A 20822-nucleotide genomic window follows, 5' to 3' on the forward strand; every position below is an offset into this window, starting at 1 on the left:
CGCACGCCCGTCCAGAGCCCGCACGCCCGTGCGGAGAACGAGAGCGTCATGTCGGATTTATCGCGAAGACAAGTGCTGAGGTTCGGCGCGGCCGGTGCCGGATCCGCGATGGTGCCGCTGTCCTGGACGGCCGCCGCCCGGGCCGCCCCGGCGCCCCCTGCGGAGGTGCGCGCCGCCGGCGACCTGGCCCTGTGGTACGACGAGAGCGCCGGCACGGACTGGCTGAGAGCGCTGCCGATCGGCAACGGCCGCCTGGGCGCCATGGTGTTCGGCGGCACCGACACCGAGCGGCTGCAGCTCAACGAGGACACCGTCTGGGCGGGCGGGCCGTACGACCAGAGCAACCCCCGAGGCGCAGCTGCGCTGGGGCGGATCAGGGAGCTGGTGTTCCAGAACCAGTGGGCCCAGGCCCAGGCCCTGATCGACCAGAACATGCTCGGCGCCCCGGCCGGCCAACTGGCCTACCAGACCGTCGGCGACCTGCGCCTGACGTTCGGCGGCGCCGGCGGCGTCTCGGAGTACCGCCGCCATCTGGACCTGACCACGGCCACCACGGCCGTGTCCTACCTGCGCAATGGTGTGCGCTACCGGCGCGAGGCACTCGCGAGCGCGCCCGACCAGGTGATCGCCATCCGCCTGACCGCGGACAGGCCCGGCTCGATCACGTTCTCCGCGACGTTCGGCAGCCCTCAGCGCACGACGCGCACCAGCCCGGACGGGTCCACCGTGGCGCTCGACGGCGTCTCCGGAGACATGGAGGGCGTAACCGGCTCCGTCAGGTTCCTCGCCCTGGCCCGGGCCGTCGCCGAGGGCGGCGGCGTCAGCAGTTCCGGCGGGACGCTGCAGGTCCGCGACGCCGACAGCGTGACCGTGCTGATCTCCATCGGCTCCAGCCGCGTCGGCTGGCGCGATGCCGGCGGTGACCACCAGGGCATCGCCCGGCGCCATCTCGACGCCGCGGCCGGCCGGGCCTACGACGACCTGCGCGAGCGGCACGTCGCCGACTACCTGCGGCTGTTCGGGCGCACGACGCTCGATCTCGGCCGTACCGCGGCCGCCGACCAGCCGACCGACGTACGGATCGCGCAACACGCGAGCACCGACGACCCGCAGTTCTCCGCGCTGCTGTTCCAGTTCGGCCGCTACCTGCTGATCTCCTCCTCCCGGCCCGGCACCCAACCTGCCAACCTGCAGGGCATCTGGAACGACTCGCTCGCGCCGGCGTGGGACTCCAAGTACACGATCAACGCCAACCTGCCGATGAACTACTGGCCGGCCGACACCACGAACCTGGCGGAATGCTACGAGCCGGTCTTCGCGATGATCGAGGACCTCACGGTCAGCGGCGCCCGCACGGCCCGGGCGCAGTACGACGCCGGCGGCTGGGTGACCCACCACAACACCGACGCCTGGCGGGGGACGTCGGTCGTGGACGGCGCGTTCTGGGGCATGTGGCAGACCGGCGGCGCCTGGCTGGCCACCCTGATCTGGGACCACTACACCTTCACCGGCGACCTCGACTTCCTCCGGCGGTACTACCCGGCCATGAAGGGCGCCGCGCAGTTCTTCCTCGACACCCTCGTACGCGAACCGAATCTCGGCTACCTGGTCACGAACCCGTCGAACTCCCCGGAGCTGGGCCATCACCAGGACGCCAGCGTCTGCGCCGGACCCACGATGGACAACCAGATCCTGCGCGACCTGTTCGACGGCTGCGCCAAGGCCGCTCAGGAGCTCGGCACCGACGCCGGCTTCAGGACGCAGGTCCTCGCCGCCCGCGACCGGCTGCCGCCGATGAGGATCGGCTCGCGCGGCAACATCCAGGAGTGGCTGTACGACTGGATCGAGCCCGAGACCAACCACCGGCACGTCTCCCACCTCTATGGCCTGCACCCGAGCAACCAGATCACCAGACGCGGCACCCCGGCCCTGCACACCGCCGCCCGGCGCACCCTCGAACTGCGCGGCGACGACGGCACCGGCTGGTCACTCGCCTGGAAGATCAACTACTGGGCGCGCCTGGAGGAGGGAAGCCGGGCGCACGCGCTGCTCCGCCTCCTGGTCCGGACGGACCGGCTCGCGCCCAACCTGTTCGACCTGCATCCCCCGTTCCAGATCGACGGCAACTTCGGCGCCACGTCCGGCATCGCCGAGATGCTGCTGCAGAGCCACACCGGCGAGCTGCACGTGCTGCCGGCCCTGCCGTCCGCCTGGCCGGCCGGCACGGTGCGGGGCCTGCGCGGACGCGGCGGCCACACCGTGGACGCGACCTGGAGGTCCGGCGCGGCCACCGACGTCGTCATCGGCTTCGACCGGGACGCGACGGTCAATGTCCGCAGCCGCTCGTTCGCCGGAACCGTCCAGGTGGCCGACACCACGACCGGCGGCGCCGTCACGGTCACCCGCCCCGAGCCGGACGTCGTCACCCTGACCGGCACGGCCGGCCGCGCCTACCGCGTCACGGTGACCGCCGCACCCGCCGCCTACGTCCGCATCGCCAACGTCACCACCGGCCTCGTCCTGGACAGCGGCGGCGACGTCGCCGCCGGCTCGGTGCTCAAGCAGTGGACCTACGACGGCAGTACCAACCTGCAGTGGCAGCTCCTCGACCTGGGCGGCGGCTGGTACCGCATCGTCAACCGCACCAACGGCATGGTCATCGACAGCTGGGGCGCCACCGCGAACGGCGCGAGCGCGCGGCAGGCGCCCTGGAACGGCGGCGACAACCAGCAGTGGCGGCTCAACGCGGTGGCACAAGGGCGGTATCAGATCATCAACCGGGGCACCGGGACCGCTCTCGACGGGATGGGCAACGGCGCCGCCGGCTCCACCGTGGCGATGTGGGCGCCGAACAGCAGCACCAACAACCAGTGGACCGTCATCTCCTGAGGGGCGGGCATCTCGTGACAGCCAGGTATCTCGTGACGGTCGGCCCTTCACGCCGGTGCGCCGGGGACGATCGTGCTAGCGCCGCAGGCGGACGGGGTCGGCAGTGCCGTCGCGGCGCACGATCCAGGCCTCGGTGATGTGCTGGAACATCGCCTCGGCGGCGCCCTCGGGATCGTGGGCGGCGACGCGCTCGTAGATGCGGCGGTGGCCCTGGTTCGAGGCCACGCACAGGGCCCGCTCGGTCCGGCCCAGGTAGCGGGCGGTGTTGACGACCTGGCCTTCCAGCGACCGCACGACGCCACGCGCGATGCGGTTGCCCGACGCCCGCATGATCGTGTCGTGGAAGGCGCGGTCGCTCTCGGCGTACGTGACCGGGTCGTCCACGAGTTCGTCCATCTCATCGACCAGGGTGCGCAGCCGGTCGATGGTGTCGGGCCCGGCCAGGCGGGCGGCGACGTTGGCCATGTCGGACTCCAGCACGCGCCGCGTGACGACGAGGTCGTCGAGGATCGCCAGGCTCTCGTCCTCGGCGATGGTCGCGGTGAGGACGAGCTCGTCGAGCATGTCCCACGTCGCCGGCGGGGTCACCATGGTGCCGGAGCCCTGGCGGACCTGTACCAGCCCCTTCTCCTGGAGGATCTTCACCGCCTCGCGCACGACGGTGCGGCTCACGGCGAACGCCTCGCACAGGGCGGGCTCGGGAGGCAGCGAGGTGCCCGGCGGGTGCACACCGCGCACGATGCGCTCCACCAGCTCGGCCGTCACCGCTCTGGCCAGACTCGCCGGGCGGCGTACCCAGGCCGGTTGCGCCGGGACACTGCCGATCGATTCCCGCGATGCCGTCATTTCGCCTCCGCTGACCAGGCAAGCAGTATACGCGAGACTCTCTTGCCGTAAGACGTCATACGAATTATGTTTGCCGGAGTCGGCCGGATCCGGTGGCCGCTCCCGGGAGGCGGGCAACGATGCAGCAGCGAACGTTATGGTCGGCTCTGATGGCCGTGGCACTGACCGTGGCGGGCTGCGGAAGCGCCACCCGGACGGAGTCACCGTCCGGACAGGCGTCGCAGCCGCAGCAGAAGCTGGTGGTCTGGGACTGGAAGTCCGGTGAGGCGGCCGCCGCCACCTACATCGAGCAGGCCAGGGCGGACTTCGCCAAGCGGCACCCGGGCGTCACCGTCGAGTTCGTCGCCCAGCCGTTCGACCAGTACTACACCCTGCTCGGCACGGCGATCCAGACCGGCAAGGGGCCCGACGTCATGCTCTTCAACGGAGGGGGGCAGATCCGCGACCGGGCCGACGCGCTCCTCCCGCTGGACCCGTACGTGGCCCAGGACAAGAGCCGGCTGGCGGGCTGGGACGCCTTCAGCAAGGACGGCAAGGTCTACGCCGCGCCGGTGACCCTGCAGGGCCACCCGATCTACTACAACAAGGCGCTGTACGAGCGGGCCGGCCTCGACCCGGCCGCCCCGCCCAAGACATGGAGCGAGTTCGTCAGCGGCTGCGCCGCCGTCAAGAAGGCGACCGGGGCCGCCTGCTTCGCGCTCGGCAACAAGGAGGGCTTCGGCATCCAGTTCTTCCTGTCAGGCCTCGGGTCCGGTGTCCTCACCCCCAAGGAGTACGACGACTGGATCGCCGGCAAGCGCGACTGGAACTCTCCCGGCGTGAAGCGGATCTTCGAGCTGTGGAAGGACGTCGGCGACAAGGGGCTCAACAACGACGGCGCCAACTCCACCGCGATGTTCAGCGACGTGTTCCGCGTCTTCGAGACCGGTAAGGCCGCTCACATCATCGGCCTCATGTCGGATATCGGGCACTGGAACGACTTCAAGGAGTTCCTGCCGCCCGACAAGATCGGGGTCATGCGGGCGCCGGTCGTCACCGACGGGGCCGTTCCGAGCCTCCCGTACGACGGCGGCATCGGCTACGCGGTCGCGAAATGGACGAAGACCCCCGACCTGGCCGCGGACCTGGTGCGATCCCTGACCTCCACCGGTGCGCTGACGGCGTTCTACGGCAAGGCCGGTGCGATCGTGTCCGACACGACGATCGACGTCTCGCAGGCCGGCCCGGCCGTCGCCACGATCACCGCCCAGATCGAGACCGGCAGGCCCGCCCTGCACGTGGCGCTGTCCTCCAAGACCCTCGACGTGATGGGCCGGCTGTCCCAGCAGCTGCTGAGCGGGTCGACCACCGTGGACAAGGCTCTGGGGCAGCTGTCCGCCTCCGACCGGAAGGGCTGACCGCGTGCGGACCGCAGAGCCGTCGTCAGCGCTGGCGGAGCGCCTGGCACCCTACGTCCTGGTGGCCCCGGCCGTGCTGATCATCGTGGCGCTGCGGCTGTGGCCGCTGGCCCTGGGCGTCAACTTCTCCTTCACCGGCGACGGCGAGCTCAACGGCACCCCCGTCGGACTGGGCAACTACCTGGAGCTGGCCGCCGACCCGCTGTTCCGCGTCTCGCTGCGCAACGTCGGGCTGCTGATCCTGCTGCTGCCGGTGGCCGTGGCGATCCCGGGCCTGCTCGCGACCTTCATCTACCTGCGTGTGCCGGGCCACCGGGTCTACCGCAGCGTCTACTTCTTCCCTGCCGTGCTCTCACCGGTGATCGTCGGCGCGATCTTCAACCTCATGCTCGGGTACGACGGCCCGTTGAACTTCCTGCTCGGGACGGTCGGCGCCGGCCCCGTCGACTGGCTCGGCGATCCGGGCATCGCCATGTTCACAGTCGTCGGCGTGCACGTCTGGGCGACCTTCGGGATGGCCCTGGTGGTGTTCCTCGCCGGATTCAGCACCTTGGACTCCTCGTTGCTGGACGCCGCCCGCGTGGACGGCGCGTCGCTCCGCCAGTCGATCTGGCACGTGATCATCCCGAGCCTGACCCGTACCATCCAGTTCGTCTTCGTGACGACGATGATCGGCATGCTGACGTCCATGTTCGGCCTGCTCTTCGTCATGACCAGCGGCGGCCCGGAGGGCGCCACCTATCTGCCGGAGTACTACATCTGGCATCAGCAGGGACAGCTGAACCGGCCGGCGCTCGCCTCCGCCGCCTCGACGGTGCTCTTCGTCGTCATGCTCGTGGTCGGGCTGCTGCAGATCACGCTGCTGCGGCGCGCGGGAAGGCAGGACTGATGCCCGGGGGACGCCTGGCCAGGTGGGCGGCCACCGTGCCGATGGCCGCTCTCGCGCTGGCGACGATCTATCCGCTCGTGTTCACCGCCAACGTCGCGATGAAGACCCGTCGCGACTACGTCCTCGACCGGTTCGCCCCGGCGGGCGCCCTGCGCTGGGACAACATCGCCGAGGCGTGGAACGGCGCCGGGATGGGGCGCTACTTCGTCAACTCGTTCGTCGTCGTCGCCTGTGCCGTGGCGCTGCTGCTCCTGCTGGGGTCGATGGCGGGCTTCGCGCTGGCCCGGCTGCGGTTCCGCGGTTCTTCGATGATCTTCCTGGGCTGTCTCGCCGGGCTGTTCATCCCGTTCCAGGTGATCATGGTCCCGCTCACCCGGGTCATGGCCGACAGCGGGCTCGTCGACACCTATCCAGGGCTGATCCTGGCCTACGTCGCCCAGTATCTGCCGTTCACCGTCTTCCTGATGACGAGCCACTACCGGACCATCCCGGCGGAGATCGTCGACGCGGCCAGGATCGACGGCAACTCGGTGTACGGCGTCTACCGGCGGATCATGCTCCCGCTGGGCGCGCCCGCGCTGCTGTCGGTCGGCATCCTCGACGCCCTGTTCTGCTGGAACGACGTGCTCATCGCCCTGCTCATGATGCCGTCGCCGGAACACCGCACCCTCATGATCGGGGTCAACGCGCTGCGCGGGCAGTACTCCGGCGACATTCCCACCTTCGCCTCGGGTGTCCTGATCGCCGCGGTACCCGTACTGATGATCTATCTGTTCCTCCAGCGGCAGATCGCCGACGGCGTCACCGCCGGTTCCACGAAAGGCTGACATGCGGATCACGGGGTATCGCACCATGACGACGGTCCAGGAATGGGGCCGTCCCGTCGGGGACGTCAACGGCGTCTTCGCCGACGGAACCGTCCCGGTGCCGCTCGTCCTGGTGGACACCGACGAGGGGATCACCGGAGTCGGCCTCGGGCCGCAGGTGGAGATCGACACCGTCTTCGCCGCGATCGAGGGTGAGGACCCGCGCGGGGTGACGGCGCTCTACGACCGCATGCTGCGGCGGACCTTCAAGGCCGGCCACGCCGGCGCCGTCTTCGGCACGATCGGGGCGCTCGACACCGCCCTGTGGGACATCAAGGCCCAGGCGGCCGGTGAGCCGCTCTGGCGCCTGCTCGGCGGGCGCGATCGGCGGGTGCCCGCCTACGCCTCCGGCCTCGACATCGGCCTGACCGACGACGAACTCGTCGCGGTCTACCAGGTCTACGCCCAGCACGGGCTCCGCGCGGCCAAGATCAAGGGTGGCCTCGACATCGAACGCGACCGGCGCCGCCTGATGCTGGTCCGCGATGTCCTGACCGAGGCCGGGCAGGGCGCGCGGCCGGGCCTCATGCTCGACGTGAACGAGGCCTGGACCCGCAAGCAGGCCGTCCGTCACGTCTGCGAGCTCGAACGCACGCTGGATCTCACCTGGATCGAGGAGCCGGTACGGCGGTGGGACGCCGAGGGCCTGGCCACCGTCGGCCGCGGGATCCGCGCCTCCGTCGCCACGGGGGAGAACCTCACCGGGCTGGAGCAGTTCCGCCCGCTGCTGGCCGCGGGGGCCGTGGACATCGTCCAGACGGCCGTCGTCTGGGGGGTGTCCCACTTCCTGCGGGTCTCCGCGCTGGCGCACGCGCACGACCTGCCGGTCAGCCCGATCGGCGGCACGCCCGTCGCGCTGCTGCACGCCGCCACGTCGGTGCCGAACCATCTGGCCAGTGAGTTGCAGAATCTGCACCCGCCGCTCGGGCTGTCCCTCGACCTGCACATCGAGGACGGCACGGTCGTCCTCGGCGACGCGCCGGGCCTCGGCGTCACGGTCGACGAGCAGGCGCTCGGCGCCTTCCACCGGCCGGCCGCCAGGACGGCGGAGAGCCCCGACGTCCGGCCGGAGCATGCCGGACGGCGGCTGCTGGCGGTCGCCGACCACTCCTTCCCAGCACGGTCACCACGATGAGCCGGCCCCGCTCCCGCCCGCCCGGACCCGCCCCGCCGGCCGCGCGCGGCCCACGCCGATCCGGACCGGTCGCCTCACCGGTCGCCTCACCGGGCCGAGAAGAGGCGCTGCTGGATCTCCCTGCGGTAGTCGGCGAGGGTGTTGTCGATGTGTGTGGCCGCCGCCTGTGCGGCCGCTTCCGGATCGCCGGCGCGGATGGCGCGGTGGATCGCGTCGTGCTCCTCGACCGCCTTGGCGGCGTGCCCGCCCACCGAGCCGCGCAGGCCGATGAGGCTCGACTGCGCCTGCAGCCTGCGCGCCTCCCGCACGGCGACCTGGAGGAACATGTTGTGCGAGGCGGTGGCGACGGCGGTGTGGAAGGCGTCGTCGCCCTCGTTGAACAGGTCTTCGCGCCCGGTCTCGAAGCCCTGGCGGCACAGGGCGGCGGCTTCCTCGATGGCCCTCAGCTCGGCCGGGGTGGCGCGGCGGGCGGCCAGCCGGCTGGTCTCCATCTCCTGCGCCTGGCGGAACTCGAACAGCATGTAGACGTGGTCGAGGTCGGTCGGAAGGAAGAAGGACCCCCGGCGCCCGGAGCCGAACATCCCCTCGTCGTCGGCCACGTACAGCCCGCGGCCCTTCTGGGCGCGCACCCGGCCCAGCGCGGAGAGGATCTTCACCGCCTCGCGCACCACGGTGCGGCTGGTGCCCAGCCGCCGGGCCAGCTCGTTCTCGGTCGGCATGCGGTCGCCAGGGCGCAGGCCGAGCTCGACGATCAGTTCCAGCACCTGCTCGGCCGCCACCTCGTAGCCCGGCCGGTATCCGCTCTCGCGGGGAGTGTCGGTCACCGTGCTCCCTCCTCGCCGTTCCCTGCCTGAGTATGACTGATGGACCGAAATCTCCGAGGCTTGGCCGATGATGAGTACGACTTATATGAACGGTTCATTCGCAACCGATCGATACGGAAGCGCGCCACTCCCGGAATTACCGCAGATGAACGCGGCTATCGCGGCACTGAGATCGCAGAGTGCGGGCGTGGAGCCAGGAGATAAGCCCGCCTAATCCCTTGACGGGCTCTCAAGATCTGACGGTAATGGGGAGGCAGGCCGGCGCCCCCCACCCCCCGGAGGAACGACTGTGCCCTCACCCTCGCCCGTCACGCCGCCGAGACCCACCGTGATCGGCCTCGTGGCCGCCGTGCTCGCCGCGGCGTTCGTCATGATCGCCCCCGCTCCGGCGCTCGCCGCCACCACGACCCTCCACGCCGCACCGTCCGGCAGCGGCACCGCCTGTACCTCCGCCCAGCCGTGCGCGCTGTCCACGGCGCAGGCGGCGGTACGTGCGCTGAACGCCGGGATGTCCGGTGACATCGTCGTCGAGCTGGCCGGCGGGGTGTACCGGCTCTCCGCGCCGCTCCGGCTGACCGCCGCCGACTCCGGCTCCAACGGGTACACGGTCACGTGGCGGGCCGCGGAGGGAGCCGTTCCGATCATCAGCGGAGCCAGGGCGGTCACCGGCTGGTCACTGGCCGATTCCGGCAGGAACATCTGGCGCGCGGGCGTCGGCGCCGGGATCGACACCCGGCAGCTGTACGTCGACGGCGCGCTCGCCACCCGGGCGCGCACCGCCGTCAACCGGTCCGACTTCACCGCCGGCAGCACCGGAATGAGGTTCACCAGCGGCGCGCTGAGCTACCTGAACAACCTCACCGGCCAGGGCCGGATCGAGATGGAGAGCGTCGGCTCCTTCACCGACCGGTACGCGCCCGTGCGGAGCATCGGCGGCAACCTCATCACGATGCGGCAGCCCGCCTGGAGCAACAACAACTTCGGCTACGACACCTTCACCAGCCCGCACCGGGCGGGCCCGCTCTACCTGGTCAACGCCTACGAGTTCCTCGACTCGCCGGGGGAGTGGTACCTCGACCCCGCGACCGGCGCCCTGTCCTACATCCCGCTCGCCGGGCAGAGCATGGCCGACGTCAGCGTAGAGCTGCCGGTGCTGCAGTCGCTGGTACAGGTCGGGGGCACCTATGACGCGCCCGCGCACCACATCACGTTCAGCGGGATCACCTTCACCGGCACCAGCTGGCTCGGCCCGAGCGGCGACCAGGGCTACGTGGACCAGCAGACCGGCGCCTACATCGCCGGCGACTGGAACCGGCCCGCCTTCACCTCCTGCCACCAGGGCTGCCGCGAGTTCGAGGCGACCCGGCCGAACTGGTTCCAGATGCCCGCCGCCGTGCAGGTCTCCGCGGCCGACAGCATCACCTTCACCGGCTCGCGCTTCGTCAACCTGGGACAGACCGCCATCGGCATCGGCAACGACGCCAACGCGCACGCCAGCGGGGTCGGCCTGGGCGCCACCGGCATCACGGTCACCCGATCGGAGATCGCCCACAGCTCCGCCGGCGGCATCGTGGCCGGCGGCGTGCGCGCCGACGCGCACCATCCGGGCGACCCGCGCATGGTCAACCGGAACATCACCGTCAGTCACAACCGCATTCACGACCTCGGCCTGGACCACCGTGGCGTCGTCTCGGTCCTGACCACGTACGTCACCGGCACCGACGTGTCCCACAACGAGGTCTACAACCTGCCCTACACCGGCATGTCGATCGGGTACGGCTGGGGCGCCAACGAGCCGGGCGGCAGCGACCACTACGCCCAGCGCGGCCTGTACGACTTCCAGCCCCGCTACACCACGCCCACCACCGCCTCCGGCAACCGGCTCGTCGGCAACTATGTGCACGACGTCATGCGTCAGATGACCGACGGCGGCTGCATCTACACGCTCTCGTGGAACCCGGGCGCGGTGATCAGCGACAACCACTGCCTGCGCACCAACGGCTGGTTCGGCGTCTATTTCGACGAGGGCTCCAGGTACTACACCGTCAGGAACAACGTGCTGTCCAGCACCGGCACCTGGGCCACCGCCAACTACTGGTACGGCGAGAACATGGGCGACTTCACCGTCACCGGCAACTGGTCCACCAACGGGAGCACGAACGTGACCAACGGCGACCGCGGCAACGTGGTGAACGGCAACGTCACCGTCTCCGGCGGCTCCTGGCCGGCCGGCGCCCAGGCGGTGATCGCCGCCGCCGGGCCCGAAGGCGCACCTTCCGGCGGCACCGGCGCGCTGAAGAACGCGGGGTCGAACCGCTGCCTGGACGTCAACGGCGCCTCACAGGCCAACGGCGCGCAGGCCCAGCTCTGGGACTGCCACGGCCAGGCCAACCAGCAGTGGACCCAGACCGGCGCCGGTGAGCTGCGCGTCTACGGCGGCAAGTGCCTGGACGTGAACGGGGCCGGCACCGCCGACGGCACCGCGGTGATCATCTGGGACTGCAACGGTCAGAACAACCAGAAGTGGCGGCTCAACGCCGACGGCAGCGTCACCGCCGTCGGGGCGGACAAGTGCCTGGACGTGCCCGGCACCGCCAACGGCACCAAGGCGCGCATCCGGAGCTGTACCGGCGGCGCCGACCAGAAGTGGTCCCGAGCCTGACACCGTCCGAACGGTCTTCCTGTCGCAGGAGGGAACCCTCATGTCCCGACGTCCGTGGCGCGTTCTGCTGACGGCGCTGGCGCTGATCGCCCCCGGAGCGCTCGCGCTCGACGCCACCCCCGCGTACGCCCTCGACATCCCGCCGTCCGACTACCAGCAGGTGTCGCTCGCCTCGGGCGGCACGGAGCTGGGCGAGGCGATGTCGCTGGCCGTGCTGCCGAACCGGTCGGTGGTGCACACGGCACGCGACGGCACGTTACGCATCACCGACGCCGCCGGCGCCACGAAGGTGGCCGGCCGGCTCAACGTCTACACCCACGACGAGGAGGGCCTGCAGGGCGTGGCGGCCGATCCCGGCTTCGCCTCCAACCGGCACCTGTGGCTCTACTACTCCCCGCGGCTGAGCACGCCGAGCGGCGATGCGCCGAGCACCGGCACGCAGTCCCAGTTCGACCAGTGGAAGGGCGAGCTGTATCTGTCCCGGTTCACCCTGAGGACGGACGACACTCTCGACCTGTCCAGCGAGAAGGTGGTCCTGCGGGTGCAGAACGACCGCGGCATGTGCTGCCACGTGGGCGGTGACATCGACTTCGACGCCGCCGGCAACCTCTACCTGACCACCGGAGACGACACCAACCCGTTCGAGTCGGCCGGCTACTCCCCGCTGGACGAGCGGACCGGCCGCAACCCGCAGTACGACGCCCAGCGCTCCGCCGCCAACACCAACGACCTGCGCGGCAAACTCCTGCGCATCAAACCGCAGGCCGACGGCACGTACACCATCCCCAGCGGCAACCTTTTCCCGCCGGGGACGGCGAGAACCCGGCCGGAGATCTACGCGATGGGCTTCCGCAACCCGTTCCGGATGAGCGTGGACAAGGCGACCGGCATCGTCTACCTCGGCGACTACGGGCCCGACGCCGGCGTGACCAACTCGGCCCGCGGGCCGAACGGGCAGGTGGAGTTCGACCGTGTCACCGGTCCGGGCAACTACGGATGGCCGTACTGCACGGGCACGAACACCACCGCCGAGACCTACAACGAATGGAACTTCGCCACCAACGCCACCGGCCCCAAGTACGACTGCGCGGGCGGCCCGGCCAACAACTCCTTCCGCAACACCGGCCAGGCCACGCTGCCCGCCGCGAAGCCGGCCTGGATCCGGTACGCGGGGGACGCGGGAAGCCCGCCGGAGTTCGGCTCCGGGTCGGAGTCGCCCATGGGCGGCCCGGTCTACCGCTACGATCCCGGTCTGAGCTCGGCCGTCAAGTTCCCCCAGTCGCTCGACGGGCGGTACTTCGCCGGTGAGTACGGGCGGCGCTGGATCAAGGCGATCGAGGTCGAGCAGGACGGCGGGTACGGAGAGATCGCGGCGTTCCCCTGGTCGGGGACGCAGGTGATGGACATGGCCTTCGGCCCCGACGGAGCCCTGTACGTCCTCGACTACGGCACCGGGAGCAACAACCAGGCGCTCTACCGCATCGAGTACATCGGCGACGCCGACCGCAACCCGATCGCCAAGGCGTCCGCCGACAGGACGTCAGGACCGGCGCCGCTCACCGTGGCCTTCTCCTCGGCGGGCAGCTCCGACCCGGAGGGCGGCGCGCTGACGTACGCGTGGAACTTCGGCGACGGCACCACCTCCACGGCGGCGAACCCGGCCAAGACCTACTCCGCGAACGGCTCCTACACGGCCACGCTCACGGTCCGGGACCCGCAGGGCCTCACCGGCACGGCGAGCGTGACCGTGACCGTCGGCAACACCGCGCCCACGGTCACCCTCGCCACCCCGGGCGACGGACAGCCCTTCTCCTTCGGCGACACCGTGCCCTTCCAGGTCACCGTCAGCGACCCGGAGGACGGCACGATCGACTGCGCCGGGGTCACCGTCGCCTACTTCCTCGGCCACGACAGCCACCGCCACCAGATCACCTCCAGGACCGGCTGCTCGGGCTCCATCGCGGTGCCCGTGGACGGCGAGCACGACGCCGCGGCCAACATCTACGGGGTCTTCGAGGCCTCCTACACCGACGGCGGCGGCCTGACCTCGACCAGCGCCCGCATCCTCCAGCCACGGCACCGGCAGGCGGAGCACTTCGGCGCCCAGCAGGGCGTCCAGACGGCCGAGCACGCCACGGCGGAGGGCGGCATGACAGCCAGCTTCATCGACGACGGCGACTGGATCTCCTTCCAGCCGTACCGGCTGGCGGACGCCACGCGGATCACCGCCCGCGTGTCCTCGGCCGGCGCGGGCGGCCGGATCGAGGTGCGGGCCGGCTCGGCGACGGGCACGCTGCTCGGCACCGCGACCGTGGCGAGCACCGGAGGCTGGGACGTCTTCACCGACGTCTCGGCGTCCCTCGCCGGTGCGCCGGCCGGGACCACGACGCTGTACCTCGTCTTCCGCGGCCCGGCCGGGCAGGGCTACCTGTTCGACGTGGACGCCTTCACCCTGTCCACCGGCGGCCCGGGCGGGACGAGCGCGCTCAAGGGCGTGGGCTCGAATCGCTGCCTGGACGTCAACGGCGCCTCGCAGGCCAACGGGGCGCAGGCGCAGATCTGGGACTGCAACGGGCAGGTGAACCAGCAGTGGACCACGACCAGCGCGGGCGAGCTGCGGGTCTACGGCGGCAAGTGCCTGGACGTGAACGGGGCCGGCACGGCCGACGGCACCACGGTGATCATCTGGGACTGCAACGGGCAGAACAACCAGAAGTGGCGGCTCAACGCCGACGGCACGATCACCGCCGTCGGCGCGGACAAGTGCCTGGACGTGCCCGGCACCGCCAACGGCGCCAAGGCACGCATCAGGACCTGCGACGGAGGAACCGACCAGCGCTGGACCCGCATCTGAAAGGGACACCCATGCTGCGACATCTGACTTCGGCCTTACCCGGGAGCGGCCGCAGGACGCTGCGACGCCTCACACTGACAGCGGCGGCGATCGGCCTCGCCACGACGATGCTCCCCGCCCTCCCCGCCGAGGCCGCCGCCGTCAAGGTGCTGGTGTTCTCCAAGACGGCCGGCTTCCGGCACGACTCGATCCCCACCGGGATCCAGGCCATCCGCGACCTGGGCGCGGCCAATGACTTCGCCGTGGACGCCACCGAGGACTCGGCCGCCTTCAGCACGGGCAACCTGGCCCAGTACCAGGCGGTGGTGTTCCTCAGCACGACCGGCGACGTGCTGAACGCCGGCCAGCAGGCCGCCTTCCAGACGTACGTGGACGGCGGGGGCGGCTATGTCGGCGTGCACGCGGCCGCCGACACCGAGTACGACTGGCCCTACTACGGGCAGCTCGTGGGGGCCTGGTTCAACAACCATCCGGCGATCCAGCGGGCCACCGTGCGGACCGAGGACCGGGCGCACGCCGCGACCGCGCACCTCGGGGCGACCTGGTCGCGCACCGACGAGTGGTACAACTACCGCACCAACCCCCGCCCGAACGTCCGGGTGCTGCAGAGCCTGGACGAGAGCAGCTACAGCGGCGGTGGCATGGGCGATCATCCGATCACCTGGTGCCACCCGCAGTCCTCAGGCCGTGCTTTCTACACCGGCCTGGGGCACACGCAGGAGTCGTACGCCGATCCGGACTTCCGCGCGCTGCTGGTCGGCGGGATCCGGTACGCGGCCAAGGCCGTCAACGCCGACTGCCGTCCGGAGACCGGGTACACGACGTTGTACAACGGCTCCACGGCGGGCTGGTCGCAGGCGGGGCCGGGATCGTTCGCCAACAGCGACGCCACGCTGACCTCCCAGGGCGGCATGGGCATGTTGTGGCACAACGCCAAGGAGTTCCGCTCCTACTCCCTCAAGCTCGACTGGAAGCTGACCGGCGACTCCAACTCCGGCGTGATCGTCGGGTTCCCGGCCACCAGCGACCCCGGCGCGGCGCTCAACACCGGATACGAGGTGCAGATCGACGCGACCGACACCGCGGACAAGACGACCGGGGCCATCTACGGGTTCAAGTCCGCCGACCTCGCCGCCCGCGACGCGGCGCTCAATCCGCCGGGCCAGTGGAACACCTACGAGCTGCTGGTGGAGGGTGAGCGGCTGCAGGTGTTCCTGAACGGCACCAAAGTCAACGACTTCACCAACACCGACCCGGTCCGTTCGCTCCAGCAGGGCCATGTCGGCATCCAGAACCACGGCCCCGGCGACGTCGTGGCCTTCCGCAACATCCGCGTCAAGGAGCTGACCAGCAACCCGGGCGGCACGAGCGCGCTGCGTGGTGTGGGCTCGAACCGGTGCCTGGACGTGAGCGGAGCCTCGCAGGCCAACGGCGCGCTGGCGCAGATCTGGGACTGCCACAGCCAGGTGAACCAGCAATGGACCTCCACCAGCGCCGGTGAGCTGCGGGTTTATGGCGGTAAGTGCCTGGACGTGAACGGCGCCGGCACGGCGGACGGCACCGCGGTGATCATCTGGGATTGCAACGGCCAGAACAACCAGAAGTGGCGGCTGAACGCCGACGGCACGATCACCGCCGTCGGGGCGAACAAGTGCCTGGACGTCGGCGGCACCGCCAACGGCGCCAAGGCACGCATCTGGACCTGCAACGGAGGCAGCAACCAGCGCTGGTCCCGTGCCTGAAGCAGTCCGTCCCCACCGGGTGGCCGGCGCACGCCGGCCACCTTTCTCCGCATCCCGCGTCAGGAGGCTCATGAGCTTGCGATCCACCGCTCGGCCACGAAGGCAGGCCAGGTGCTGAGCATGCGCGGCATCGGCAAGACCTTTCTGGGCGTGCGGGTGCTGTCCGGGGTGGACCTCGAGGTGACCGCCGGCGAGGTTCACGCCGTCGTCGGCGAGAACGGCGCCGGCAAATCCACCCTCATGAAGATCATCTGCGGGGTGCACCCGCCGGACGAGGGCGTGTTCGAGATCGACGGCCGGCCGGTCTCCTTCGGCCATCCGCTCGAGGCGCAGCGCTCCGGCATCGCCATCATCCACCAGGAGTTCAACCTGCTGCCGGAGCGCACCGTCGCCGAGAACGTGTTCCTCGGGCGCGAGCCCGTCAGGCGCGGCCTGGTCGACCGCGCCGCCATGGAGAAGGCGACCGCCAGGCTCCTCGACGAGCTGGGCGAGGGCCCTTTCGGCCCCCGCGACACGGTCAAGCGCCTACCGGTGGCCCAGCAGCAGATCGTCGAGATCGTCAAGGCGCTGTCGGTGAACGCCCGGCTCCTCGTCATGGACGAGCCCAGCGCGGCGCTCGCCGAGCACGAGGTCGAGCTGCTCTACCGGCTGATCGGGCGGCTGAGGGAGCGCGGCGTCGCCGTCGTGTACATCTCCCACCGATTACGCGAGGTGGTCGACCTCGCCGACCGGGTCACCGTGCTCAAGGACGGCGCGCGCGTCACCACGCTCCCGATCGGCGAGGTGACCCGCGACGAGCTGATCCGCCTGATGGTGGGCCGCGACCTCGGCACCTACTACCCGCCCCGCTCGGCGGGCGCCGGCGAGGTGCGGCTCAGCCTGCGCGCGGCCGGCAACCACAAGCTGCGCGACATCGATCTGGAGCTGCGCGCCGGGGAGATCGTCGGCATCGCGGGCCTGCAGGGGTCGGGCAGGTCGGAGCTCGCCAAGGCGATCTTCGGCGCGGAGCCGTTCACCACCGGCGAGATGACCCCCTCGCGCCCGCGCTCGGTCAGGGAGGGCGTGGCCCTGGGCATGGGGCTCGTGACCGAGGACCGCAAGGCCGAAGGGCTCGCGCTGCGCCAGTCCGTACGCGACAACGTCCTGCTCGTCGCCCGCGCGGTCGGCGCCGGGAACCGCGGTGGTGTCCGCGGCCTGCTCGAACGGGTGCGCCTGCCGCCTGCGCACCGGGAACAGGAGGTCCGCTACCTGTCCGGCGGCAATCAGCAGAAGGTCGTGCTCGTCAAGTGGATGACGATGGCGCCACGGGTGCTGCTGTTCGACGAACCGACCCGGGGCATCGACGTCGGGGCCAAGGCCGCGATCCACGACCTGATGCGAGAGCTGGCGAACGACGGCATGGCCATCATGATGATCTCGTCCGAGCTGCCCGAGCTCATCGGCATGAGCGACCGCGTCGTCGTCCTGCGCGACGGCCGCGTCGCGGGCACGCTGCCGGCCGGGGCCTCCGAGGAGGCCGTCATGCGCCTGGCCGCCGGAGAGGTGGGCTGAGTGGACCTGCTCACGCGCGCCCGCCGCCCCGCCCGCCAGCCGCGCGGCGGCCTGGCGAGCCACCTGCGCGACCCCGCGCGGGTGGTGTTCCTCGCGATGTTCGGCCTGGTCGCGGCCGGCTGGGCCCTCGTCGCGCTCGACGGCGGCCAGTTCCTCACCCTGGAGAGCGTCGTCGGGATCCAGCAGCGTTCCGCGGCCCTCGGCATCGTGGCGATCGGGCAGACGCTGGCGATCCTGGCCGGGTCGCTCGACCTGTCGGTGGCGTACCTGATCAGCCTGACCTCGCTGGTCGCGGCCGAGATCATGGCGGGCCAGGACGGGAACGCCGGGCCGGCGATCGCCGCGGCGCTGGCCATCAGCGCGCTGGTGGGACTGGTCAACGGGCTGGTCGTCACCCGGCTCCAGGTCCACGCCTTCATCGCCACCCTCGGCGTCGGCCTGATCATCAAGGGCGTCGTCGACCACCTGTACGACGGCCCGGCGGGTAAGGTGCCCGAGTCGTTCCAGCTCCTCGGCTACTCGCGCGTCGGGCCGATCCCCGTCTCCGCCATGCTCTGGGCGGGCGTGGCCGTCGTGGCCTGGTTCCTGCTGAGCAGGACCCGGCTGGGCTACCGGATCTACGCGGTGGGCGGCGACGAGGAGGTCGCCCGGCTGTCCGGGATCCGCACGTCCCGCGTCATCGTGATCACCCACGTGCTCTGCTCGGTCTGCGCCGGCATCGCGGGCCTGCTGCTGGCCGCCAGGCTCGGGGCGGGAGCGCCTACGGTGGGCACCGACGGCGGGTACGACCTGGAGTCCATCGCCGCGGTAGTGCTCGGCGGGACCGCGCTGGCCGGAGGCAGGGGCGGGGTCGCCGGAACGGTGGGCGGGGTCCTGCTGCTGGCCGTCCTGGACACCCTCTTCAACCAGCTCGAGGTCAACTCCTTCGCCAAGGACGTGGTCCGCGGCGCGGTCATCGTCATGGCGGTGGCCGTCTACGCCCGGCGCGGCACGAGGCGGGTGGCATGAAACGGGCACTTCCCATCCTCGCGGTCCTCGTGGTGCTCCTGGCCGCGATCGCGGTCGCCAACCCCTTCTTCCTGGAGCCCGCCGGGTTCCTGGCGTTCCTCAAACGGGCCGCGCCGCTGGTGATCCTCGCCGCTGGACAGTACTTCGTGGTCGTCTCCGGCGAGTTCGACCTGTCGGTCGGCTCGCTGGTGACGGCCGAGGTGGTGATCGCCGCGCGGCTCATCGACGGCGACGAGTCCGCCACCTGGCCGGTCCTCGCCCTGCTGATCGTCGCCGGGCTGCTCGTCGGCCTCGTCAACGGCGTGCTCACCACCAAGCTGCGGGTGCCGTCGTTCATCGTGACGCTCGGCATGCTGCTCGTCCTCAGCGGGGCGGTCTTCCTCTGGACCGGTGGCGCGCCGCGCGGCGCGCTGTCGGAGGGCTTCAGGGCGTTCGGCCGCGGCGGCCTCGGGCCTGTGCCGTGGTCGGTGCTGATCATGCTGGCCGCGGGCGCGGCGGCGGTCTGGCTCATGCGCGCCGACTTCGGCAAGACGCTGATGGCCACCGGCGACAACGAGCGCGCCGCGGCACTGTCCGGGGTGCGGGTCGACCGGGCCAAGATCTTCGCCTTCATGCTCTCCGGCCTGTCCGCGGCCGTCGCGGCGATCCTGCTCGGCGGTTTCGCCGGGGTCTCGGCGCAGGCGGGCCAGGGGCTGGAGTTCTCCGCCATCACCGCGGTCGTCCTCGGTGGCGTGGTGCTCGGCGGTGGCCGCGGCTCCGTGCTCGCCGCCATGGCCGGGGCGGTCACGCTGGAGGCGCTGTTCACCCTGCTCAACCTGTACGGGATCTCGGGGGCGCTGGAGTTCACCGTGCAGGGCGTCATCATCATCGCCGCGGTCGCGGCAGGAAACGTCCGGCTTCCCCGGAAGCCCACCCCCCGAAGAGGAGACGTACATGCCGCGTCCTAAGGCCGCAGTCGCCGTGCTCACCGCGCTCGGCGCACTCGTCGCCGCCTGTACCACCGACGAGCCGGCGGCCACCGCCACCTCGGCCGCCGCGAGCGCTCAGGGTTCCGGTACGGGCGCGCAGTCGAAGTTCTTCGTCCAGGCGGACTTCGACGCCCAGCTCGCCATGCGCTCCCAGACGCCTGAGGGCCCCGCGAACAAGCCCTGGGAGCAGGCCATCGCCCCGAAGATGATCGACACGGCGAAGTACAGGAAGGACGGGCCGTACCACCTGTGCTTCTCCAACGCGGCGGTCAACAACCCCTGGCGCCAGGTCGGCTGGAAGACGATGCAGGCCGAGGTCGGCCTGCATGAGGAGATCGAGAAGTTCACCGCCCTGGACGCCGAGGGCAAGGACGACAAGCAGATCTCCGACATCGCCGAGCTGCAGGCCAAGGGCTGCGATGCGCTGATCGTCTCGCCGAACACCACGGCCACGCTCACCCCGGCCGTGACGGCCGCCTGCGGGAAGGTGCCCGTCATCGTGTTCGACCGGGGTGTGGAGACCGACTGCCCGGTGACGTTCATCAAGCCCATCGGTGGCTACGCCTTCGGCGCCGACGCCGCCGAGTTCCTGGCGGAGAAGGTGCCGGCGGGCGGGAAGGTGCTGGCGCTGCGCATCCTGCCCGGCGTGGACGTGCTGGAGACTCGCTGGTCGGCGGCGAAGGTGGTCTTCGACAGGAGCCGCCTCCAGGTGGTGGGGGTGGAGTTCACCGACGGCGACGCCGCCAAGACCAAGAGCATCGTCAGCGACTACATCCAGCGGCACGGCACGATCGACGGCGTCTGGATGGACGCTGGCGCCACGGCGGTGGCCGCGGTCGAGGCGTTCGAGGACGCCGGCCTGCGGGTGCCGCCGATCAACGGCGAGGACCAGCAGGACTTCCTGCAGAAGTGGAAGGACACCGGCCTCACCGCCGTCGCGCCCACGTACCCCACCTACCAGTGGCGCACCCCGGTCATCGCCGCGCTGAAGATCCTCAAGGGCGAGGAGGTGCCCGGGACGTGGAACCTGCCACAGCCGAAGGTCACCAGCGAGAACCTGCCGGCCTACCTCAAGCCGAACATGCCGCCCCTGCACTACGCGCTGTGCGGGTGTGAGGACCTGCCCGGCTTCCCGGAGAGCTGGGGCGGGAAGAAGGGCTGACCGGCTCCTTCCCGCGAACGACGACGAAG

Annotated in this window: 14 protein-coding genes; 12 read left to right on the forward strand and 2 right to left on the reverse strand. The window is 70.8% G+C overall.

Annotation, left to right across the window (positions count from 1 at the left end; translation table 11 throughout):
- Positions 1–2889, forward strand: a 2889-nt coding sequence (locus ABFX54_RS14895) for a glycosyl hydrolase family 95 catalytic domain-containing protein (RefSeq protein WP_346105156.1), incomplete at its 5' end; no start/stop codon positions are given.
- Positions 2890–2964: 75 nt separating this feature from the next.
- Here the strand turns inward: ABFX54_RS14895 and ABFX54_RS14900 are convergent.
- On the reverse strand, positions 2965–3735 hold the full coding sequence (locus tag ABFX54_RS14900) for a FadR/GntR family transcriptional regulator (protein WP_346105158.1): 771 nt from the start codon (positions 3733–3735) through the stop codon (positions 2965–2967).
- A gap of 149 nt (positions 3736–3884) precedes the next feature.
- Between ABFX54_RS14900 and ABFX54_RS14905 the strand changes: the two genes are divergently transcribed.
- Genes ABFX54_RS14905 through ABFX54_RS14920 form a run of 4 tightly spaced genes read left to right on the forward strand, consistent with a single transcriptional unit; the run spans position 3885 to position 8022 of the window.
- Positions 3885–5132, forward strand: a complete 1248-nt coding sequence (locus tag ABFX54_RS14905; protein ID WP_346105160.1) for an ABC transporter substrate-binding protein — start codon at positions 3885–3887, stop codon at positions 5130–5132.
- Positions 5133–5136: 4 nt separating this feature from the next.
- The gene (locus tag ABFX54_RS14910; RefSeq protein ID WP_346105162.1) at positions 5137–6021 is read left to right on the forward strand and encodes a carbohydrate ABC transporter permease; all 885 of its coding nucleotides are present in this window, start codon (positions 5137–5139) and stop codon (positions 6019–6021) included.
- Positions 6021–6848: a carbohydrate ABC transporter permease gene (locus ABFX54_RS14915; protein ID WP_346105164.1), complete on the forward strand. Its 828-nt coding sequence runs from the start codon at positions 6021–6023 to the stop codon at positions 6846–6848. Before ABFX54_RS14910 ends, ABFX54_RS14915 begins: the two co-directional genes overlap by 1 nt.
- 25 nt (positions 6849–6873) lie before the next feature.
- A complete protein-coding gene (locus ABFX54_RS14920; protein WP_346105166.1) occupies positions 6874–8022 on the forward strand; it encodes a mandelate racemase/muconate lactonizing enzyme family protein in 1149 nt (382 codons plus the stop codon).
- An 86-nt stretch (positions 8023–8108) separates the two neighbouring features.
- Here the strand turns inward: ABFX54_RS14920 and ABFX54_RS14925 are convergent, their stop codons facing one another.
- Complete coding sequence (locus ABFX54_RS14925) at positions 8109–8846, reverse strand: FadR/GntR family transcriptional regulator (RefSeq protein ID WP_346105168.1); 738 nt, start codon at positions 8844–8846, stop codon at positions 8109–8111.
- A gap of 289 nt (positions 8847–9135) precedes the next feature.
- Here ABFX54_RS14925 and ABFX54_RS14930 point away from each other — a divergent pair, with 289 nt between their 5' ends.
- The 7 genes from ABFX54_RS14930 (at position 9136) to ABFX54_RS14960 (ending at position 20793) form a co-directional block, all read left to right on the forward strand.
- Complete coding sequence (locus tag ABFX54_RS14930) at positions 9136–11508, forward strand: RICIN domain-containing protein (RefSeq protein WP_346105170.1); 2373 nt, start codon at positions 9136–9138, stop codon at positions 11506–11508.
- 40 nt (positions 11509–11548) lie between these two features.
- Positions 11549–14362 carry a PQQ-dependent sugar dehydrogenase gene (locus ABFX54_RS14935; protein WP_346105172.1) on the forward strand — a complete coding sequence of 938 codons (2814 nt, stop codon included), beginning with the start codon at positions 11549–11551 and terminating at the stop codon, positions 14360–14362.
- Positions 14363–14373: 11 nt separating this feature from the next.
- Positions 14374–16104: a ThuA domain-containing protein gene (locus tag ABFX54_RS14940; protein WP_346105173.1), complete on the forward strand. Its 1731-nt coding sequence runs from the start codon at positions 14374–14376 to the stop codon at positions 16102–16104.
- A 120-nt stretch (positions 16105–16224) separates the two neighbouring features.
- On the forward strand, positions 16225–17655 hold the full coding sequence (locus ABFX54_RS14945; RefSeq protein WP_346105175.1) for a sugar ABC transporter ATP-binding protein: 1431 nt from the start codon (positions 16225–16227) through the stop codon (positions 17653–17655).
- Positions 17656–18663, forward strand: a complete 1008-nt coding sequence (locus ABFX54_RS14950) for an ABC transporter permease (protein WP_346105177.1) — start codon at positions 17656–17658, stop codon at positions 18661–18663.
- Positions 18660–19610, forward strand: a complete 951-nt coding sequence (locus ABFX54_RS14955; RefSeq protein ID WP_346105179.1) for an ABC transporter permease — start codon at positions 18660–18662, stop codon at positions 19608–19610. Before ABFX54_RS14950 ends, ABFX54_RS14955 begins: the two co-directional genes overlap by 4 nt.
- The gene (locus tag ABFX54_RS14960; RefSeq protein WP_346105181.1) at positions 19597–20793 is read left to right on the forward strand and encodes a substrate-binding domain-containing protein; all 1197 of its coding nucleotides are present in this window, start codon (positions 19597–19599) and stop codon (positions 20791–20793) included. Before ABFX54_RS14955 ends, ABFX54_RS14960 begins: the two co-directional genes overlap by 14 nt.
- Positions 20794–20822: the final 29 nt, after the last annotated feature.

Source organism: Nonomuraea maheshkhaliensis (genome assembly GCF_039529435.1).
Lineage (GTDB): Bacteria > Actinomycetota > Actinomycetes > Streptosporangiales > Streptosporangiaceae > Nonomuraea > Nonomuraea maheshkhaliensis.